This window comes from Leucothrix pacifica, from assembly GCF_003172875.1.
Classification (GTDB): Bacteria; Pseudomonadota; Gammaproteobacteria; order Thiotrichales; family Thiotrichaceae; genus Leucothrix; species Leucothrix pacifica.
Map to the genome: position 1 here is coordinate 99,815 of NZ_QGKM01000001.1, position 19,263 is coordinate 119,077.

At 46.3% G+C, this 19,263-nt stretch carries 24 protein-coding genes; 20 read left to right on the forward strand and 4 right to left on the reverse strand.

Going from position 1 to position 19,263, the window contains the following annotated elements; translation table 11 throughout:
• Positions 1-210 precede the first annotated feature (210 nt).
• The 9 genes from DKW60_RS00485 to DKW60_RS00525 all read left to right on the forward strand — a co-directional run bounded on the left by DKW60_RS00485 (position 211) and on the right by DKW60_RS00525 (position 8,549).
• A complete protein-coding gene (locus DKW60_RS00485; RefSeq protein ID WP_109835701.1) occupies positions 211-2,034 on the forward strand; it encodes a BCCT family transporter in 1,824 nt (607 codons plus the stop codon).
• 186 nt (positions 2,035-2,220) lie between these two features.
• A complete protein-coding gene (locus tag DKW60_RS00490) occupies positions 2,221-3,339 on the forward strand; it encodes a diaminopropionate ammonia-lyase (protein ID WP_109835702.1) in 1,119 nt (372 codons plus the stop codon).
• Between the two features lie 90 nt (positions 3,340-3,429).
• Positions 3,430-4,584, forward strand: a complete 1,155-nt coding sequence (locus DKW60_RS00495; protein ID WP_109835703.1) for a M24 family metallopeptidase — start codon at positions 3,430-3,432, stop codon at positions 4,582-4,584.
• 157 nt (positions 4,585-4,741) lie between these two features.
• Positions 4,742-5,560 (forward strand): TauD/TfdA dioxygenase family protein, encoded by an 819-nt coding sequence (locus DKW60_RS00500; RefSeq protein WP_109835704.1) that lies wholly within the window; start codon positions 4,742-4,744, stop codon positions 5,558-5,560.
• A gap of 181 nt (positions 5,561-5,741) precedes the next feature.
• On the forward strand, positions 5,742-6,500 hold the full coding sequence (locus DKW60_RS00505; RefSeq protein WP_109835705.1) for a sulfotransferase-like domain-containing protein: 759 nt from the start codon (positions 5,742-5,744) through the stop codon (positions 6,498-6,500).
• A complete protein-coding gene (locus DKW60_RS24605; protein ID WP_109835706.1) occupies positions 6,463-6,630 on the forward strand; it encodes a helix-turn-helix domain-containing protein in 168 nt (55 codons plus the stop codon). The genes DKW60_RS00505 and DKW60_RS24605 overlap by 38 nt, the downstream gene beginning before the upstream one ends.
• Before the next feature lie 53 nt (positions 6,631-6,683).
• Positions 6,684-6,863 carry a hypothetical protein gene (locus DKW60_RS23915; protein WP_109835707.1) on the forward strand — a complete coding sequence of 60 codons (180 nt, stop codon included), beginning with the start codon at positions 6,684-6,686 and terminating at the stop codon, positions 6,861-6,863.
• A gap of 109 nt (positions 6,864-6,972) precedes the next feature.
• Positions 6,973-7,296 (forward strand): helix-turn-helix domain-containing protein, encoded by a 324-nt coding sequence (locus DKW60_RS00520; protein WP_245929519.1) that lies wholly within the window; start codon positions 6,973-6,975, stop codon positions 7,294-7,296.
• Positions 7,297-7,298: 2 nt separating this feature from the next.
• Positions 7,299-8,549, forward strand: coding sequence for a type II toxin-antitoxin system HipA family toxin (locus tag DKW60_RS00525; protein WP_109835708.1), 1,251 nt, complete (start codon positions 7,299-7,301; stop codon positions 8,547-8,549).
• Positions 8,550-8,724: 175 nt separating this feature from the next.
• Here DKW60_RS00525 and DKW60_RS24610 read toward each other — a convergent pair whose 3' ends face one another.
• From DKW60_RS24610 to DKW60_RS00545, 4 genes are all read right to left on the reverse strand, one after another.
• Entirely contained in the window at positions 8,725-9,036 is a 312-nt protein-coding gene (locus DKW60_RS24610) for a restriction endonuclease (RefSeq protein ID WP_219988583.1), read from the reverse strand.
• A 69-nt stretch (positions 9,037-9,105) separates the two neighbouring features.
• Positions 9,106-9,579, reverse strand: coding sequence for a type II toxin-antitoxin system VapC family toxin (locus DKW60_RS00535; protein WP_245929521.1), 474 nt, complete (start codon positions 9,577-9,579; stop codon positions 9,106-9,108).
• Positions 9,551-9,817, reverse strand: coding sequence for a type II toxin-antitoxin system RelB/DinJ family antitoxin (locus DKW60_RS00540; RefSeq protein ID WP_109835710.1), 267 nt, complete (start codon positions 9,815-9,817; stop codon positions 9,551-9,553). The genes DKW60_RS00535 and DKW60_RS00540 overlap by 29 nt, the downstream gene beginning before the upstream one ends.
• Before the next feature lie 88 nt (positions 9,818-9,905).
• On the reverse strand, positions 9,906-10,781 hold the full coding sequence (locus tag DKW60_RS00545; protein ID WP_109835711.1) for a LysR family transcriptional regulator: 876 nt from the start codon (positions 10,779-10,781) through the stop codon (positions 9,906-9,908).
• Between the two features lie 118 nt (positions 10,782-10,899).
• On the opposite strand from DKW60_RS00545, the gene DKW60_RS00550 reads away from it, so the two are divergent.
• The 11 genes from DKW60_RS00550 (at position 10,900) to DKW60_RS00600 (ending at position 19,071) form a co-directional block, all read left to right on the forward strand.
• On the forward strand, positions 10,900-12,360 hold the full coding sequence (locus DKW60_RS00550; protein WP_109835712.1) for an aldehyde dehydrogenase family protein: 1,461 nt from the start codon (positions 10,900-10,902) through the stop codon (positions 12,358-12,360).
• 3 nt (positions 12,361-12,363) lie between these two features.
• Entirely contained in the window at positions 12,364-13,344 is a 981-nt protein-coding gene (locus DKW60_RS00555) for a membrane dipeptidase (RefSeq protein ID WP_109835713.1), read from the forward strand.
• A gap of 51 nt (positions 13,345-13,395) precedes the next feature.
• Positions 13,396-13,809 carry a putative toxin-antitoxin system toxin component, PIN family gene (locus DKW60_RS00560; RefSeq protein WP_219988580.1) on the forward strand — a complete coding sequence of 138 codons (414 nt, stop codon included), beginning with the start codon at positions 13,396-13,398 and terminating at the stop codon, positions 13,807-13,809.
• Positions 13,806-14,051 (forward strand): toxin-antitoxin system HicB family antitoxin, encoded by a 246-nt coding sequence (locus DKW60_RS00565; RefSeq protein WP_109835715.1) that lies wholly within the window; start codon positions 13,806-13,808, stop codon positions 14,049-14,051. The genes DKW60_RS00560 and DKW60_RS00565 overlap by 4 nt, the downstream gene beginning before the upstream one ends.
• A 55-nt stretch (positions 14,052-14,106) precedes the next feature.
• Entirely contained in the window at positions 14,107-14,520 is a 414-nt protein-coding gene (locus DKW60_RS00570; RefSeq protein ID WP_109835716.1) for a GNAT family N-acetyltransferase, read from the forward strand.
• Positions 14,521-14,605: 85 nt separating this feature from the next.
• A complete protein-coding gene (locus tag DKW60_RS00575; RefSeq protein WP_146203410.1) occupies positions 14,606-15,043 on the forward strand; it encodes a hypothetical protein in 438 nt (145 codons plus the stop codon).
• Between the two features lie 43 nt (positions 15,044-15,086).
• Complete coding sequence (locus tag DKW60_RS00580; RefSeq protein ID WP_219988581.1) at positions 15,087-16,898, forward strand: hypothetical protein; 1,812 nt, start codon at positions 15,087-15,089, stop codon at positions 16,896-16,898.
• Positions 16,895-17,551 (forward strand): DUF3726 domain-containing protein, encoded by a 657-nt coding sequence (locus DKW60_RS00585; protein ID WP_109835718.1) that lies wholly within the window; start codon positions 16,895-16,897, stop codon positions 17,549-17,551. The genes DKW60_RS00580 and DKW60_RS00585 overlap by 4 nt, the downstream gene beginning before the upstream one ends.
• A 28-nt stretch (positions 17,552-17,579) precedes the next feature.
• Positions 17,580-17,981 carry a fosfomycin resistance glutathione transferase gene (fos, locus tag DKW60_RS00590; RefSeq protein WP_109835719.1) on the forward strand — a complete coding sequence of 134 codons (402 nt, stop codon included), beginning with the start codon at positions 17,580-17,582 and terminating at the stop codon, positions 17,979-17,981.
• Between the two features lie 54 nt (positions 17,982-18,035).
• The gene (locus DKW60_RS00595; protein ID WP_109835720.1) at positions 18,036-18,494 is read left to right on the forward strand and encodes a GNAT family N-acetyltransferase; all 459 of its coding nucleotides are present in this window, start codon (positions 18,036-18,038) and stop codon (positions 18,492-18,494) included.
• A gap of 85 nt (positions 18,495-18,579) precedes the next feature.
• Positions 18,580-19,071, forward strand: a complete 492-nt coding sequence (locus tag DKW60_RS00600; protein ID WP_281271808.1) for a DUF4116 domain-containing protein — start codon at positions 18,580-18,582, stop codon at positions 19,069-19,071.
• Positions 19,072-19,263 lie beyond the last annotated feature (192 nt).

A 19,263-nucleotide genomic window follows, 5' to 3' on the forward strand; every position in this document is an offset into this window, starting at 1 on the left:
AAGTCGGTCATTCACTAATGATAAACGAACATCATATGAACAAGGGCACATGCAGTACTCATATCGGCTATTTCACATAAGCCTCAGACTTCAATTTTATTGAAACCTCATTCATTCCTTTGAGATTGACACAATCAGGAGCACTCACCCATGATGAAAAGCAGCAAAAAAAGGAAAGTGCCAACTTCTTGGCTCTATAGGAGATAGGATATGTCAATAAAACCACCGTTTACGGATCTGGATATCAAAACATCAGACTCCGGATTTTATGAGGGTAACAGCATACCCATTGCGCTTATCAGTAAAGGCATAATGGTTATACTGGTACTTTGGGCATTAATACTGCCTGAAAATGCCAATAAATTACTCGGGGCCTGGAACGGTTCGCTACTCAAAGGCTTCAACGGTTTCTACATCATCGCTGCTGGCGGCTTTTTCTTTTTCCTGATTGTACTGGCGCTGATTCCTTCAATTGGAAAACGTAAGTTAGGCATGAACAATGACGAGCCGGAATTTTCCACCTTCTCATGGTTCTCCATGATGTTTGGTGCAGGTCTGGGAGTTGGCTTAATGGTGTATGCCACAGCCGAACCGATGGGATTATGGGGCTCTAACCCTGAAGTACTATCCGGTGCAGTGGAAGCCAATAAACCGGAAGCATTGACCTCAGCCTACCGCTATACCTTCTTACACTATGGTTTTCATGCCTGGGCAATCTATGTAGTCACAGGGTTGTCGCTGGCTTACTACGCTTATTCTCGCGGAATGCCGCTAACAATTCGTGCGGCATTAACGCCTTTATTTGGTAAGTTACTCAATGGATTTCTGGGCCATATAATTGATATTCTTGGTGTGGTTGCAACCATTCTGGGGGTATCCGTTACTATTGGATTTGGTGTGAGTCAGTTAACTGACGGGCTCTATGCCATCACAGATATGGCTTGGTTGATGGATCTCTCAGGCAAAGCACCGACGCCCAGCACTGTCGGTTTGATCTCATCATTATTGATGATTATGGTACTTTCCATTATTTCAGCCGTGTCTGGTGTAGGACGTGGTGTGAAGTATCTATCTAACCTAAACCTCGTATTATCGTTGATTTTATTAACGGTTTTTGTTGTATTCGGATCATTTGGTTTTGCCATGAGCACTTATGGCAGTGCCATGATCGACTACATCGTTCACTTCTTCTCCCTATCATTTAACGCCTATGGCACCTTGTCTCAAGCAGACTTCGTAGCGGCTCTGCCGGATGCTGTTAAAGCACTACCTGCCGCAGACATAAACGCTATTTATAGCGGTGCAACTAATGCCTGGGGGTCACTGTCTGGCTTTGAGGAAAAGCTACCTGAAACATTCAAAGCGTTAGAAAACTCAGACACCTTAGCTGCCAGTATTTATGAAGCTGGCACCCAAGGCCGTCAATTCGGCTGGCAAGCAGGCTGGACCACATTCTACTGGGCTTGGTGGATTGCATTCTCACCATTCGTGGGATTGTTCTTAGCGCGTATCTCTAAAGGTCGCTCAGTACGTGAGTTCATCGTGGGTTGTGTATTTGCACCTGCTCTGGTGTGTTTCGCATGGATGACCATTCTCGGAGCCTCTGCAATTAGCCTTGAAATGAGTGGGACCGCCGATGGCTCTATTATCGCTGCGACGACCACCAATAAACTATTTGCCACGCTACAAGTCATGCTAGCCGATAACGCAGCATTACTCTCTGGCATCACAATCATGTGTGTGGTTCTGATCCTAACCTTCCTCGTCACATCAGCTGACTCGGGTATTTTGGTAATGAATACGATTATGTCTGGCGGTGAACAAGAAACTGGCATTAAGCACCGCATCGTTTGGGGTGTAGTAATGACAGCAGTAATTGGAACGCTATTAGTCGCAGGAGGTGGCGGTTTGGATGCGCTGAAAAATGCGATGATTATCGGTGCTCTGCCGTTCACTGTGGTTATGGTATTGATGTGTGTGGCACTAACTAAAGCATTGATTCGTGATGGTATTCGTGGAAATCAAAAGAGTTAACCTCTGACAAGCGTTTAGATCACCCCAAAGGCGTACCGGTCTCAGGTGCGCCTTTTTATTTAATTGGTTTGATTCCATCGAAACATGGTGAAACCTAAGCCAATATTTTCTCATACCCTAAAAATTCATTGTTTGTACTCCTCGCAATGAGGGGTACTATCTGGAGAGGATTACTACGAGGCGCTTATGAGAATATTACGCAATCCCTTGCGCGGACAAGGCATTGAGCAAACAGCAGAAATGTCATTGCAACAAGTCAGCGTCGACGCCGCTAAAGCCATGGATTTATTGCAGCACTGTCCCGTGGCAAAACAAACACCCCTGCATATATTCAATAACATATCTCTCGCTAATGACCTGAGGATAAGCCAGTTATATATCAAAGACGAACGTGATCGCATGGGGCTTGGCAGCTTTAAAGCACTCGGTGCCGCTTATGTCATCGCATTGGCTGCAGCCAACAAAATTGATGCCTCTCCGATTGTTTCACGAGAAACAATTACACCGGAACAACTAAGCCAAACGCTCGAAGGGCAGACTTATGTCTGTGCCAGTGCGGGTAATCACGGTTTGTCTGTCGCAGCAGGTGCGCGGGTATTCGGTGCTAAGGCTGTCATTTATTTAAGTGAAACCGTCCCGGAAAGCTTTGCGGCTCGCTTACGAGACTATGGCGCTGAGGTGGTTCGTGCCGGTGACAATTACGAAGCCAGCATGTCAGCAGCCGCTGCTAAGGCAGATGAATCTGATTGGATATTATTGTCAGATTCCTCATGGCCCGGCTATACCGAACTCCCCACGCAAGTCATGGAAGGCTATTTAGTCGTGCCCGCTGAAACCTGCCAACAACTAAGCAATCACGAACCTCCAACGCATATATTTTTACAAGCGGGTGTGGGTGGCATTGCTGCGGCAGCGACTGCATATTTTCGCCAATACTGGGGTGATGTACCAACCATCGTAATTGCCGAGCCTGAAGCTGCTCCTGCGGTAATGAGCAGTGTGGAAGCTGGTAAGCCAATCGTCAGTGAAGGCCCTGTTTCTAATATGGGGCGTTTGGACTGTAAAGAGCCTTCCCATATTGCCTTAGGATGCTTATCACGTGAGGCAGATTTCTTTGTCACGCTTAATGATACTGAGGTACAGGAAACCACCGATTGGTTGGCCGTAGGCGGCATTGCCAGTACACCGTCAGCCACCGCAGGGATGTCGGTTGTTCAGCAGTCCATAGCAAATGACTCAATTAGGGCCGAACTTGGCATCAGCGAAGAAAGTCGGGTATTGGTATTGATCACAGAGCAAGCCTAGCGCGTAAATCGCAGGTTGCAACCGTAAGTGTTTGAAGTAAATATTTAAAGTGAGTAACTAAGGAAAAAGTCAAAACTAAAGGAGAAGGAGATGCGTGGCTTTACTGAAGATGAGTTTCGTCAACGTTTAGAAAATGCACAATTTCTGATGAGAGAGCAGGGCATGAATCTTTTGCTACTGAACTCAGAAGCAGAGGTGCGTTATTTTTCCGGTTTTCATACCCTGTTTTGGCAAAGTCCCACCCGCCCCTGGTTCTTACTGATTCCCGCTTATGGCGAGCCCATCGCGGTTATTCCGGCCATCGGCGAAGCGCTGATGCGCAATACATGGATCAAAGATATCCGCTGCTGGTCGTCACCTCAACCGCATGATGAAGGCATTTCTTTACTCAATAAAACACTGCAGGAAATGGTCGGCACCAGAGCGGTCATTGGCTTAACCAAAGGTCATGAGTCTGTTGTGCGCATGCCCCTGCAAGACCTTGAACGCCTGCAATCGCAACTACCCGGCATCCACTGGGTTAATTGCACACCACTGATTCGCAAATTACGTATGGTGAAATCTGCAGCTGAGATCAGCAAGATTCGGCATATTTGCAATATTGCCTCAAAGACGTTTTCACAAGCCCTTGAGCTATTTCATATTGGCCAACCTTTGGATGAGGTGTTTCGCGCATTTCGCATCGCGATGTTGCAAAACGGTGCTGACGATGTGCCTTATCTGGTTGGAGGCGCAGGTCAAGGCGGCTATGGCGATGTGATTTCACCTCCGTCTGATAAACCGATTGAAACCGGTGATATTCTCATGCTGGATACCGGTGCTACTTACGACGGTTACTACTGCGACTTTGACCGCAACTATTCGTTTGATCATGCCTCGGATGCAGCCAAACAAACCTATAAAACCTTGTATAAAGCAACCGAAGCCGGTCTGGCTGCAGCACGCCCCGGTGCGACGTGTTCAGAGCTTTATCAAGCCATGCAATCCGTGATTGAAGCGGCGGGCGGTGGCGCGGGTGGAGTAGGGCGCATGGGTCATGGATTGGGCATGCAACTCACCGAATGGCCGTCACATATGGCCAGTGATCACACGGTTATTAAGCCCAATATGGTACTCACACTTGAGCCTAGTATGGCTATTTCCCCCGGTAAAATCATGGTGCATGAGGAAAATATTCTGATCCATGAAGATGGTGTGGAATTGCTGAGCCACAGAGCGGAGCCGGAACTTCCCTGCATCACTTAATCCTTTACTCCGGTTACTCCCTTAATTTTCTGAAGCAGACTGACACATAATCCCCCTAAACTTTTTCTGAATCTTTTTTATCAAATTCAGCGTATTAGCGGTCGTGTCACTGTAAAAAGCAAACAATAACGCGAATGACTATTTCAGAGATTAAGGTATGACCTCATTAACATTAAAAAAACTATCCGGTTACGTCGGTGCAGAAGTGAGCGACATCCGACTGGCTGACCTCAATGACTACAGCTTTGGTGAGATCCAAAATGCTTTATATGAACACGGCGTTCTGTTTTTTCGCGATCAGTTCCTCACGCCAGAGCAACACATTGAGTTTGCCGAACGCTGGGGCGATATCGACATCAGCCGTTTTTTTAATGCCGTGGCAGGTTACCCACAAATTGCAGAGGTGCGTACCAAGCCTGATCAGAAAATCGTGATTGGTGGGCATTGGCATACTGATCAGTCCTTTGATCCGGCACCGGCGATGGCGTCTATTTTATCGGCACAGAGTATTCCCGAATACGGTGGTGACACGCTGTTTGCTTCTCAAACCGCAGCCTACGACAACCTCTCAGAAGGCCTGAAAGCCACACTGGAAAACCTCAATGCCTGGCACAGTGATGCGAGTTTCGGACTAGCCGCTCAAGTGCTGGATGAACACTTCTCAGCCGATGGCATCACTAAACCCACCCTGCACCCTGTGGTAATTAAACATCCGGTCACTGGTCGCAAAGCCATTTACGTCAATGATGCTTTTACCACGCACTTTGAAGGCTGGACTGTGGAAGAATCCAAACCGTTGCTGCAATACCTTTATCAATACGTAGTGCAACCGTCATTCTGTTGTCGTTTTACCTGGAGTCCCGGCACGGTAGCGATTTGGGAGAATCGTTTGGTGCAGCATTATGCTTCAGCGGATTATCAGGGGCAGTCGCGGTTGATGCACCGGATTACGGTGCAGGGTGTGCCATTGGGTTAAAGTGCCTTTTTTTAGTATTGGGTCTATGTGTATCGCGCACATTTTGTGGTAAAACGTATTTAAACGATGTAATAACAAACATCATTTGAACTACTGAAAACCTGACACTCCTGCACCTTGGCCATCAATAGTTATATTGCTGACTAAGGTCGCGACCGCATGACCACCAAAGGAAGCAACCATGAATATCGCCTGCTGGTCTGGCCCCCGAAACCTATCAACGGCCATGATGTATTCATTTGGCGCACGCGCTGATTGTGCGGTGTGGGATGAGCCATTTTATGCTGCCTACCTTGCGCAAACCGGACTTAATCATCCCATGCGCGAGGACATTCTGGATGCTGGAGAAACAGACCCCACAGTTGTTGCCAAGCACTGTACTTTACCCCCTTCTGGCAGTGAGCCGTATTTCTATCAAAAACACATGACCCATCACATGCTGGATCATTATGATCAGACATGGTTTGATGAAGTGGTGCATGTTTTTCTGATTCGCCATCCGGCACGCGTGTTAGCCAGCTACTCGCAAAAGCGTGAGAACCCAACCCTTGAGGACATCGGATTCGCGCAGCAAAGTCAGGTCTATGATGCTGTGTTGTCACGTGGTTTGAAAGCCGTGATTATTGATAGTCATGACATTCGCCAGCAACCTGAAACTATGTTGTCAAAGCTGTGTGATGCGATTGGAATGCCATTTGACCCTGCGATGTTAGCTTGGTCACAAGGCGGCCATCCGGATGATGGTGTCTGGGCTGCTCATTGGTATAACGCGGTGCATAGCTCGACAGGCTTTGCTGGCCCTGAGAAAGACTTGCCTGTTTTGAGTGATGATTTGCAAACGGTGTGTGAGGCGGCTCTGCCGCATTATGATCGTATGAAATCGCTTGCGATTTCCTGCCCTAGTGAGAACAGCAGAGTCATCCCAACAACTAGTCTGTGACCGCATCGGCATCAGTCGTGTCACTCTGCGAAAAGTCGAAAATGGTGACCCCACAATATCCATTGGTCACTGTCTCAGCGTGCTTGGTGTACTAGACGCTAAACTACTGTCTAAAAGAAGCTTCACTTAACCACCCTAAGGTCTACAATATATTACGTATATAGTTATTTTTTGTAGACCAGAATGACAAAGAAGCCTGTTAGCCATATTGCGCCAAACTTATATTTTGATCCCGATGTCAAAATGTTTAGAGCAACGACCAAACAAGCGATAACAGATCTTAAGCACTGTAATCGAAACGTGCACATGCTGGTTGAGAGCTATTTTCATCTTGATCCGCTAGTTAGCGAAGGTATTGATTAAAAGACATCTTTTCAGATGAGACCTAGGTGCTAGCTGGTAGCAATGAATTTGACACAGATATCAAAAAAGAACACTATAATTTCCATATTATATGGAAATGGAAACTATAGTGTCCAACACAAATAATCCAACAGAACGCCGCAAAGCCGTTATTTTCCCCAAGCAACAGCAAATAATGACCGTACTCGGTGAAAATATAAAACTCGCCCGTAAACGTCGCCAGTTAACCCAGCAGCTAGTCTGTGACCGAACGGGCATTAGTCGCGTCACTCTGCGAAAAATAGAAAATGGTGACCCAACAGTGTCTATTGGGCATTACCTGAGTGTGCTGGGTGTTTTAGGACTTGCGAATGACCTGACACAAGTTGCTTTAGACGATGAACTTGGGCGGAAGCTTCAGGATGCAAAACTGCTATCTGACAAAGGAGCTTAACGGTGGAAAAAACAATCTACGTGTTTGCAGACTGGGCAGTAGCTGATGGCACAACCTTTGACGCACCTCAGCTTGTTGGAACACTCACCTCCAATGTCATCCGCAACAAAGAACTCTTCAGTTTTACCTACTCTCCAAGCTGGTTGGACTCCTCTTTCGCACAACCGATAGATCCTGAACTTCAGTTATTTGAAGGTCGTCAGTTCAGCAATGAGAATAACTTTCGCGTATTTCTGGATTCATGCCCTGACCGTTGGGGACGACTGCTAATGAAACGTCGCGAAGCAGCAATAGCAAACTTGGAAAGCCGTCGAACACGTGTGTTAATGGAAACAGACTACCTACTTGGAGTACATGACCAATATCGCATGGGCGGGCTTCGCTTTAAAACAGATCTTGAGGGTGACTTTTTAGACAACAACGACAAACTGGCAGCGCCCCCGATGAGCTCATTACGAGAACTGGAATATGCCGCATCGAAAGTTGAAGATGACCGACAAGCAGATGACCCTGATTACCTGAAATGGTTGTTTATGCTGATTTCCCCCGGGTCATCGCTTGGCGGTGCACTCCCCAAGGCTTGCGTTATAGATGATGACCAATCATTGTGGATTGCTAAATTTCCCAGCCGCTATGATGACTATGACATTGGTGCATGGGAATACGTAGTCTATCAATTAGCTCTGGACGCAGGTATTGAAATGGCTGAGTCACGCATCCAGCGATTTAATAGTCCTTACCATACCTTTATCACCAAGCGTTTTGACCGTCAGAATTCCCAGAGACTTCACTTCACCTCCGCCATGACACAGCTGGGGTATTACGATGGAGACTATGAAGCCAGCTATATAGAATTGGCTGAGTTCATCAGTCAGCATGGCTCACGAGCACCTGCCGACCTTGAGCAGCTTTGGCGACGTATCGTATTCAGTATCGCCGTTTCTAATACCGATGATCACTTGCGAAATCATGGTTTTATATTGGATGAGAAAGGATGGCGGCTATCACCTGCTTATGACCTTAACCCCGTTACTCCTGCTAATGGTTTACACCTGAATATTACCGAATTTGATAATCGCTTGGATTTTGATTTGGCGATGGAGGTGATTGTTTATTTTAGGATCGGAAAAGCAAGAGCTAAAGAGATTTTAAGTGAAGTTCAGCAAAGTGTTAGTCAGTGGAGGCAAAAGGCTGATGCTATTGGGATTAGTCGGGCTGAGCAGAGGCGGATGGAGCAAGCGTTTGATTTGTGATTTGAATAACTTACCAATGGAGCAATCTCAGAGTTATTTCAACGGTTTATGGTCTGCAACTAGTACGGTAGTTAGCGTACATAGAAGTAAGTAGACTGAAGAACATGCGTTTTTATCAGCACCTAAATCTTCATCCTCTTCGATTGCAGTCAACCAATACCAAGGGCTATCACAGTTACTTAAGCCTTATATAATTCCGAGCTCTTTTTTTAGCAGCGTTAGTATATCCCTTAGGGCAAACGAGAATTCCAGTCGAAGCAGAACAGTCCTCCATCATTCCATGGAATGATTCAATATCCTTAACATTTAGGGGCCGATTGTATCGTTTAGCATCAACGATAATTCTTCTTTCCTTATCGTGGTTAAATCGATAGTCAATTAGTACATCGACTTGTCTGGAGGCTTCACTGTGTCTTCCTTCGATTTTAGCATTGGGTATTACAATAAAGTCCTGATCTTTGTATTCCTCAGAGCATAAGCTAGCAATGAAGCGTTCATATTTTTTCTAATCCGTCATGACATCCTATAAAGGTTTGTGTCTAGTATTTTGAACTATTCAACCCAGAGGGTTAACCACATCTAAAAAATCAAAGTCGACAAAATCTTTGGTATTAACCGTATATAAACCGTTCACTCCATTGTCTTTAAGCGTCGCCACGAGTGCTATATCAAACACCTTCTTACGCGTTGTCACTGACTCAAACAGCGTCAAAAGTGTGTCGAGCTGACTGGCTTTAGGATGCAAAATTGTTACACCTGAGTTTTGGTACTGTTTTACAAGACGCAGAGCATCTGGCAAAGGCAGCGGAGACTCTAACCGAGACCAGGTAATCACGTTAATGAACTCAACCAATACTTGTGCAGGTATACACACATGAAAATTACCGGCGTCATCCCGCGTATTCAAAATATTCTCAAGAAACTCTTTTGCGGGCTTATGGAATGCGGAGTCAGCATTGTGAGCATAGACCAACAAGTTAGTATCAACGGCATACATGCCTTTACTGGCCTCGCTCTGAATACAACTCATCTCGATCAGGCATTATGTCACTGCCTAGATTAAAGGTTTCGACTTCAAATGGCTTGTGGTCATTCGCTGTCTGTGGCGGCAAACGTGGTGTGAAAGGTAGGCCTCTATTCAGCTCGATTTGTTTTAAAAACATACTAATGGCTTGAGCGGTCGTCATGCCTAGCTGAGAAAGTATTTGGTCAGCATTGGCTTTGAGCTCTGGCTCTACGCGCGTTGTGATGATGGCTGTTTTACTCATAATCGCATCCTTTTATTTTCCATATGTAATCAAATGTATGACAAGTGATATCAAAATGCAAACATGAAAATACTAGAACAACTTATATTCATTCCCTAATAAAACTCCCAACCACCTCCCCCTTAAACACCATCCCCGCCGGGCTAATCCGATGATGCTTAGGCTCTAAAAAATACAATCGCCTAACCGCGGCCTTATCCGCCAACGGCAAAAAGCACAGCTCCCCCTGATCTGGCACCGCCAGCCGCGGCAGCAAGGTCACCCCCATACCCTGCTGAATAAACCCCAACAGCGTCACAATGTTATGCACCTGAATCGCGGTATTACTATTTATCCGGACAAACTGCTCATCACGAATCTGCTCACAAAGGCCATTACTAATAAACGTCACATCCTCAAGCGCCTGCCATGTCAGCGGTTTTTTAGATGTAGCCAAGGAATGATCAGGCCGACACACCAGCCCAAATGGTTCTTCCAATAGCAACTGATGCTGCAAGTCCTGCGAGGCGAACGACAAGCTAGCCACACCGCAATCCACGCTACCATTTCGTACGGCAGTGGCTACCATTACCGAGTCTGTATCGCGCAACTCCAGACGCACATTCGGGGCTTTTTTCTGAAAACGCGACACCACGTCCGGCAGCAAATGACTGGCAACGGAAGGCACGGTGGCCACTTTTACCACCCCCATTTTCCCTTGCGTGTAACGCTGCATGATACTTAGTGACTCATCAAAACTACTTAATGCGCGACGGCTTTCTTCCAATACAAATTGACCGGTTGGGGTGAGGTTGGCTTTGCGGTCGGTTTCAAATAGTTCAGCGCCCAGTTGTTCGCTGAGTTGTTTCAGGCTCATGGAAATCGCCGAGGGTGTGCGCCCCAGTATTTCAGAGGCTTCCTGCAAGGTCCCGCAGTCTGCCACAGTGACAAAGGTGCGTAGGTTTTCTGGTTTTATATTGAGCATTTAGTCACCGCCAATTTCATTAAATCTGAAATAATCTTCAATAGTTTAAGATTGACACAAAGCCTAATTACCGTCCATGCTGCATTTATTCTTACCAATACAGCAACAGATAAGGCTTATGACTCAGAACACACAAAACTACATTGCCGGCGAATGGATGAAAGGTACATCAGAAGTTGAGAACCGTAATCCTTCTGATCTCAGCGACCTGATCGGTATGTATGCTCAAGCGGATCATGCACAGCTTGAAATGGCGCTGGATGCCGCGCATGAAGCGAAGATGCAATGGGCGAAAGTCGGTTTAGAGCAGCGCCAGAGCATCCTGCACGCGATTGGTGAAGAGATGATGGCTCGTTCCGCTGAGCTGGGTCACTTGCTGGCACGTGAAGAAGGCAAGCCGCTGGCAGAGGGTAAAGGTGAGGTGTTCCGCGCGGGTCAATTCTTTACTTATTATGCGGCTGAAGTGCTGCGTCAAATTGGCGATACCGCGGACTCCGTTCGTGCCGGTGTTGAAGTGCATGTGGCGCGTGAGCCAGTGGGTGTGGTGGCGATTGTATCGCCCTGGAACTTCCCGACAGCCACTGCCGTGTGGAAAATTGCTCCGGCGCTGGCCTTTGGTAATGCGGTGATCTGGAAGCCTGCGAATTTGGTTCCGGCCTCAGCGGTTGCATTGGCAGAAATCATCGACCGTCAAACCGCTAATGGCTTGCCAAAAGGTTTATTCAATTTGGTGATGGGTTCAGGCCGTGACATTGGTCAGCGCCTGATTGAAAGCCCACGGGTTGATGCGATTACCTTTACCGGTTCGGTCGAAGTCGGCAAGCACATCGCTGTGTCGGCAATTGGTAATCTCACCAAGCTGCAAATGGAAATGGGTTCTAAGAATGCCTTGGCCGTAATGGATGATGGTGATTTAGATATCGCGGTAGCCGCTGCATTGGGTGGTGCATTCGGTGGCACAGGTCAAAAATGTACGGCCTCTTCCCGTTTGGTGGTTCACAGCGCGATTCATGATGAGTTTGTCGAGCGTTTAGTCGCTGGCGCACAGGCTATGGTGGTTGATCACGCCTTAAAAGAAGGCACACAGATTGGCCCGGTGGTGAGTGATGAGCAGCTTCAGCAAAACCTGGAAAGTGTCGCGCTGGCTAAAAGTGAAGGTGCGGAATGGATGTGTGGTGGTGAGCGTGTCGAGCGTGATACCGAAGGCTATTACATGACCCCTGCCGTGTTTATCGGGTCTAACAATCAAATGAGAGTGAACCGCGAGGAGCTATTCGCACCGATGACCTGTGTGATCAAAGTGGACTCGTACGAGGAAGCACTGGCAACGGTGAATGATACGAATTTTGGCCTGACCTCCGGCATTATCACTAACTCTCTGGCACGTGCCACACACTTCCGCCACAATGCGCAGACCGGTTGTGTGATGGTGAATCTGGCAACGGCAGGCACCGACTATCATGTCCCATTCGGCGGTCGTGGTGATTCCAGTTATGGCCCGCGTGAGCAAGGTCAATATGCGGCTGAGTTCTACACCACCGTCAAGACCAGCTACATCAGCGCGGGTGAGCCGGAGTAAGCCATGAACTTTCGCATCGACGGCCTGCAATACGCCAATTGGGGTGAGAAAATTTTCCGTGAAATGCGCGCGGGAGGCATGGATGCGGTTCATGTCACCATCGCTTATCATGAGAATTTCCGTGAGACTGTTGCCAATATCGAAGCATGGAATCTACTGTTTGAAAAGCACTCCAATTTGATTATTCATGGCAAAACAGCCGCCGATGTGGACCTGGCAAAACAAACCAATCGCACTACTATTTTCTTTGGTTTTCAAAACCCATCACCGATTGAAGATGACATTGGTTTGGTGGAAATCGTACACACACTCGGCGCACGGTTTATGCAGCTGACGTATAACAATCAGTCCTTACTCGCGACCGGTTGCTATGAGGCTGAAGACGCCGGTATTACCCGCATGGGGCGAGAGGTGATTCGGGAAATGAATCGCGTCGGTCTGGTGGTGGATATGAGTCATTCGGCTGAGCGCTCCACACTGGAAGCTGCTGAAATTAGTGAACGACCGATTGTTGTGACGCATGCTAATCCTTATAGCTGGCATCCGGCGCTGCGCAATAAGTCGGATGCTGTGTTGCGAGCCTTGGCAGAGTCGGGCGGTATGTTGGGCTTTTCGATGTATCCGCATCATTTGGCGGGCAGCACTGATTGTTCGCTGGAAAGCTTCTGCGAAATGATTGCGCGCACAGCGGATTTAATGGGTGTGGATCATATCGGATTGGGGTCGGATCTTTGTCAGGATCAGCCGGATTCTGTGGTGGAATGGATGCGCGTTGGGCGTTGGACTAAGCAGATTGATTATGGTGAAGGCTCGGCCAGTGCGCCGGGATTCCCGGATATGCCGGAGTGGTTTGGTGGCAATGCGGACTTTCCGAATATTGAAGCTGGGTTGCGGCAGATTGGGTTTGATGAGACGGATGTGAATAAGGTGATGGGGAATAATTGGTATCGGTTCTTTGAGGAGAATTTTAAGCCATCCAAGTAGCCTTGAAGTAATTTTGGTATTGTATATAATACCAAAATGGATAACATAAATGTGACAATCGATACTAATGTTTTACTTGGCGCACTCAAGTCCAACAAAGGTGCATCATACAAATTATTGATGTTACTGACTGAGCGTGTTTTCACAGCCAATATATCTGTTCCACTTTTTATTGAATATGAGTCTGTAGCTAAAAGAACAGAATTAGTCGCGAACCTCTCAGAAGAAGACATTAATGACATCCTGAATTATTTTTTAAGTAAATCAAACATTCAGAAGATATTCTATTTATGGCGGCCTTTTTTGAAAGACCCCAAAGATGATTTAGTACTTGAAGTTGCTGTTAAATCACAGAGCAAATATATTATTACCTTTAACAAAAAAGACTTTGTTGGTTGTGAAAAATTTGGAATTGAAGTGATGACTCCTTATGAGTTTCTGACCACTAGAGGATTATTATCATGAGTATATTAAGTTTAAGACTAGCCACTTCATTACATGAAGAGGTCAAGCTTCTTTCTAAGAGAGAAGGTATTTCAATCAACCAGTTCATTGCTTCAGCTGTTGCCGAAAAAATGTCTGCACTGATGACCGAAGAATATCTGGTTAAGCGTGCTGAAAAAGGCAGGAAAGATGCATTTTTAGCTGCTATGGCAAAGGTTCCTGATTCAGAACCGGAGCACTATGATCAAATACCTCAAAAGTAGCCCTCGGTTGCCGCTAATCAGGAATGCCTTCTGATAAGCTTTAAATGGGGAGTTAATGGAAATCGTCTTCAAACAAGTAAACCTTAAACGGCACTTTAATTTATGCTACGAATTTCGTCGCGACTCCCATTTTTGCAGCTTTGGTACCTACGAAGGCTATGAAGAGTCTGTAATCGGCTACCAAGAAAAAATCCAGCAACGATTAAATAACCCAAGCTGGCATTACCTACATATCTGGCACGAACAAAAGATCATTGGCCAGTTGGAATTTAAGTCATTCTCGTTTTTAGAGAATACGGGTTACGTCCATTTAATCTATGTGATTCCTGAATTCAGAGGCTTAGGGGTTGCGGACAAAGCTGAAATGTTAATCGCCGAAAAGTTGAAAAACCAAGGTTGCGTTCAATCTTTATTATCAGTCAGTCGTGAAAACGAAAGGGCGGTTAGACATTATCGCCGCTTCGATTGAGTGTATTTAAGAGCCACCCCTAAGCATGAAGTAACTGATTATTACATCCGTAAGTTTTGATTACAGCGAAAGTCAGGAGATTTTAGTGTTCAATATAAACTACTGTTTTTATATGCCTTTTATAACCTTCTTACTCATATCCTGCTCAAATGAAGAAATAGCAAAAGGCCTCGAAGTATCAAATTCTGATAACACGTTTACAGCAAGATACTTCAATGTTGGTTCAGGTGGTGCAGTAGGAACCGTCACTGATTTTGTAAACATACAAGAAACAGGAGAAGACTTTGACGATAGCAAGAACATTATATTTCGCTCTGCGGGTGCTATGAGTAGCATGTGTTTGACTTGGCTTGGCACCGATCAGTTAGAGATAGGGATATCTAATCACTCATTCGATAAAAACAAAGGGGACGTGATCATTGGAAATACTGAAATAAACATTTCTCTTGTGAAGGTAGCAAAAGAAAACTGTAAAGGTATCTATGGTTCAATCCAAGCCTACGGAAAACCTTTTAAGAAATAGACCTATAAAGCAAGTCTAATACGTGACATTAAGGAGTCTAAGTATGCTGAATTCCGAAACACAATGTTACTGGAAACCCAACAGCTTCCACCGCTCCCTCGAAACCGTCATGCGCCTCTCCCGCATAGGCAGCGCACACCAATCCCGCCTATCCTTTATGCGCACCTTACTTCGTCGCATGAAACGCGAGAACTGGCAATTCGAATGCAGTTTATGGGAGGTGAATGAGCGAGGTGTAGGCCGAGCAGTCTACCAAGCCAAAAACCTAAAACGCACCTATTCACTCGTCGCTTTCGCCCATGATTTACCGGATGAACTGCGTTCTGACCGCGTGATTGCAGAAGCATGGGATGCCACTTTCACGCTGTTTGATGGCATACCTTCTGAAGCTGATTTACAGCGACTTGCCGATAATGTGCCAAAGCAAGAAGCAGGACGTGTGTCAGCGACAGAGCTATCGCTTTCACGGGCCAACCGCTCGGTCCGCATGTTTGATTATGTGGCGAATACTTTAGCCAAAGGCGAGCAGCCAGACCGTGAACAGATTGAACGTGTGGGCTATCTAATGCGCACCACCGCCGTGTATGGTTCAGGAAAATTCGGCGCCGCAGATCGCGATAAAATTCAGGACAGGGAAGAACTGACAGGGCCGTTTCAGGCTGAGATGTTATCGGTTTGGCTCACTCGTGCTTTCACTCTAGACTTGGTTGAGCACATAGCAAAGGTACGCGGTGGCGATCAGGCGGTAACGTTGGAACCAAGCTTGCGACGCTGTTTTGGCGTGGGTAATTCAACTGGCTTGGGCATGGCGCCATTCATCGTCAACCACCCTATTTTGCTGAATAACTGGATGATGGCTCGTGAGGAAGCATTGGCGCGAGTTCGAGGATTAGATAAGGCTGAACCGGCAGCAATAGCAAGCTTCGGAGCATTTTTAACCCGCGCCACAATCAATGCGGAACAGTGGCAATCAAAGCACCCGATTCAGCAGCCTAAAATTCAAACCTTACAGCAGGAGCTTCGTCAGTTTACGAATTACTTTGAAGCATTCGACGCCTCGCAGGAGCATCCCTGGAATACCCTTTATGAATGGGCAGAACAACACGTTAGCGAGGAAACTCAAGAGCAAATCGCTATGTTGATGTTGGAGCCTTATCCTGAGTTAGTGGATGGCTTAACAGATTGTATGAATGCAGATGAAACGCTGCCGCTGATTGATGCTTCAATGTCGATCCAGGCCATGCGGGATTTATTGCGAGAGCATTATCACTGGGCATTAACGATGGATTTCACTGACAATAGCAGCCGCAGTCGTTTTTGGTATGTCTCTGAGGAAAAGCTAGAGCCGCGTTTGGGTGAGCGATTTGATGAGCCGGGTATGGAGCTGGAGCAACCATTATGTGTGGCATGGCATGTGTGGCAGCTGGATCAGGCATTGAAGGATATCTGCAACTCAAATACTGAGGGTCATTCAACTCAAACACCAATATCACATCACAAGCCAATGCCAGAATTAGCCCCTACATCAGAAAAAAACAGTCACCCCATGACAGGGAACTCCCGACTTGCCGAATTCCTATTAGCGAAGCCTGAGTTTAGGCACATTGTCCGCCGCGTACAAATGGCGGTGAAATACCCTTATATGGAAATCCGCGATAACCTGATTGACTCCGACATGTTGCCAATCGACCTGCTCCGCCTGAAATTATCTTTCTTTGGTGCGACGCGTTTTGATCCCCGATCTGATCGGTGGGTTCGCATTACCATGTTCCAAAATGCACCGTTTCCTCATGAATTAGCTGAGCAGTCAGCCGATGACTGGGCTTATCCACCCTTGGCGGCGACGGCAACATGATTTATTCCTTAAGTGAAATTGATGCGCAGTGTAAAAAGGCGGCGCGGGGTGCGGGATTTGATTGGGGATATGCTGAAGAAGCAGGGAAGGCAGCGCGTTGGTTGGCGGCGATGCAGTTGCCGGGTGCGGCTTTATTAGCGGAGTATTTACCACAGTATCTTGAGCATCCTGAACGGTTTCAGACGCCGTTGTTACGTGTCGATAGCGTCGATAGTGATGTGATTAATGAGTCAGTACTCACAAACCTTTGCCCAATAAAAACAGCGGCCTGCCTTTGTGATGAAGCAGGTGTATTAAGCACACAACCGTTGTCATTGGGGAAAATGGCATATCCGTTATTGTTATTGCCTGCTGTGGCGATGGTTAGTCAGCAAAAACACTTAATGCTGGAGTTATCCTGTGAAGGAATGAAAGTTGTTTGTAGCCCTGATGGTATCGAGGTTTTAGACAAGCAACGGCTCGATACACCAATACCGAGCGACGTTAGCTTGCAGGTATTAACGAATCAGGGGACTATGAAACAAGCGCACACGCTTGGGTATTTAGGGCAAGATATTGACGATTCGCATTGGCAAGCGCTGGCGAGTCTGGCACATAAGACTTATGTACCAGCTACTGAAGCATCACGCAGAGGTGCCGGGCCTGCTGATTAACTCCACCCAACCTAAGCGGGACGCACGTATGATTACCGGACTAAACCATATTACCTTAGCCGTCAGTGACCTTGAGCGATCACTGCATTTCTACACAGAGTTACTCGGCTTAAAAGGCCACGTTGCCTGGGAAAATGGCGCTTATTTGTCGGTGGGCTCATTATGGCTTTGCTTGTCAGTTGACCAAATTGGTGAGAAAAATGATTACACCCATTTTGCTTTTAGCGTCTCAAAAAGTGACTTTGAGGACTGTTGTAACAAACTATTAAACAGTGGTGTCGAGCAATGGAAGATCAATAAAAGTGAAGGGGATTCATTGTATTTCCTAGATCCTGACGGCCACAAGTTAGAGTTACATGTGGGAGGCTTGGAAAGTCGACTAGAGAGCTTGCGAGATAATCCTTATAGTAAGATGCGATGGCTGAGTTAAACCATCAAACTTAGTCCAGCAGTTTCTCAAGCGCACAGGAAATAAAGAGACATTATGTTAAATTTTAGAGAAGCCATCCCAAGCGATATCCCACAATTACTGCTACTTGAGCAATGCCTTGTTGACGCCGAAAGACCATTTAACACAGCAATCAAACCGGGCAACCCGACTTACTATGATATTGAGGATTTGGTATCCAATGATAATGCCTGCCTTTTGGTGGTAGAAGAATCAGGCAAGATCATCGGTACGGGTTACGCCCAGATAAGAAAGTCTAAGGATTCGCTCCAGCATGAATTTCATGCATATCTCGGTTTTATGTATGTCGACCCTGAGCAGCGCGGCAAAGGTATCAATCAAGACCTGATAGCCCGCCTGATTTCATGGAGTAAAAACAAAGGCATTCATGACTTATATCTGGATGTTTACTCACAAAATGAGGCGGCAATTAAAGCCTATGAGAAGGTAGGGTTCGAGCCTTGTTTGTTGGAGATGAAACTAAAAACAACTTAGAGGCAATCTCAATTTATAAAAAAACTTATTATATTGCTTTAGTTATAGCTATGTTGTAGTTTCGTCTAACTATCAGTCGACTACAGTGATTATCGACGATTCATTGAAGAAGGACAAGGATATAGTCATGGCTGCCGTGACAACATACGGGCCTTCACTAGAATATGCGGATGACTCACTAAAGAAGGATAAAGATATAGTCATGACAGCTGTTGCTCAAAGTGGCGAAGCACTTGAGTATGCTGATTTAAGCTTAAGAGGTGACCTGGAAGTCGTACTAACGGCAGTTGATGACTCCACATCAGCATTTCAATATGCCAGTGAATCACTCAGGACAGATAAAGAATCAACTCTCAAAGTAACGAAAGAAGAGCCTCTAAGTATGGCTTTTGCTAGTGATGAACTTAAAAAAGACAAAAATTTTGTCTTGGAAGTACTGGATCAGAGCTGGGACTCTTACGGTGCCTTTCAACATGTAGATCATTCGCTGAAGTCAGATGAGGAAGTTGTGCTCAAAGCGATTGATAGCTCATCCTCCGCTTTTAAGTATGCTGATAGCTCACTTAGTCGACCCTGAAAAACCATCAAAGCCCTTGATAGTTAAAGGAAAACCCTCTTTAAAGCATGGTCATTTCGACCAGAAAGGGTAAAATGAACGCTCTTTTCTGGTCGAAAGGTTCAAGATGCTCACACCTGACTCTCCCCACCACCAAACCAATTTATTTGGCCCGGATCTGTTGCTACAGCTTGATCCCAACGATCCATTGCT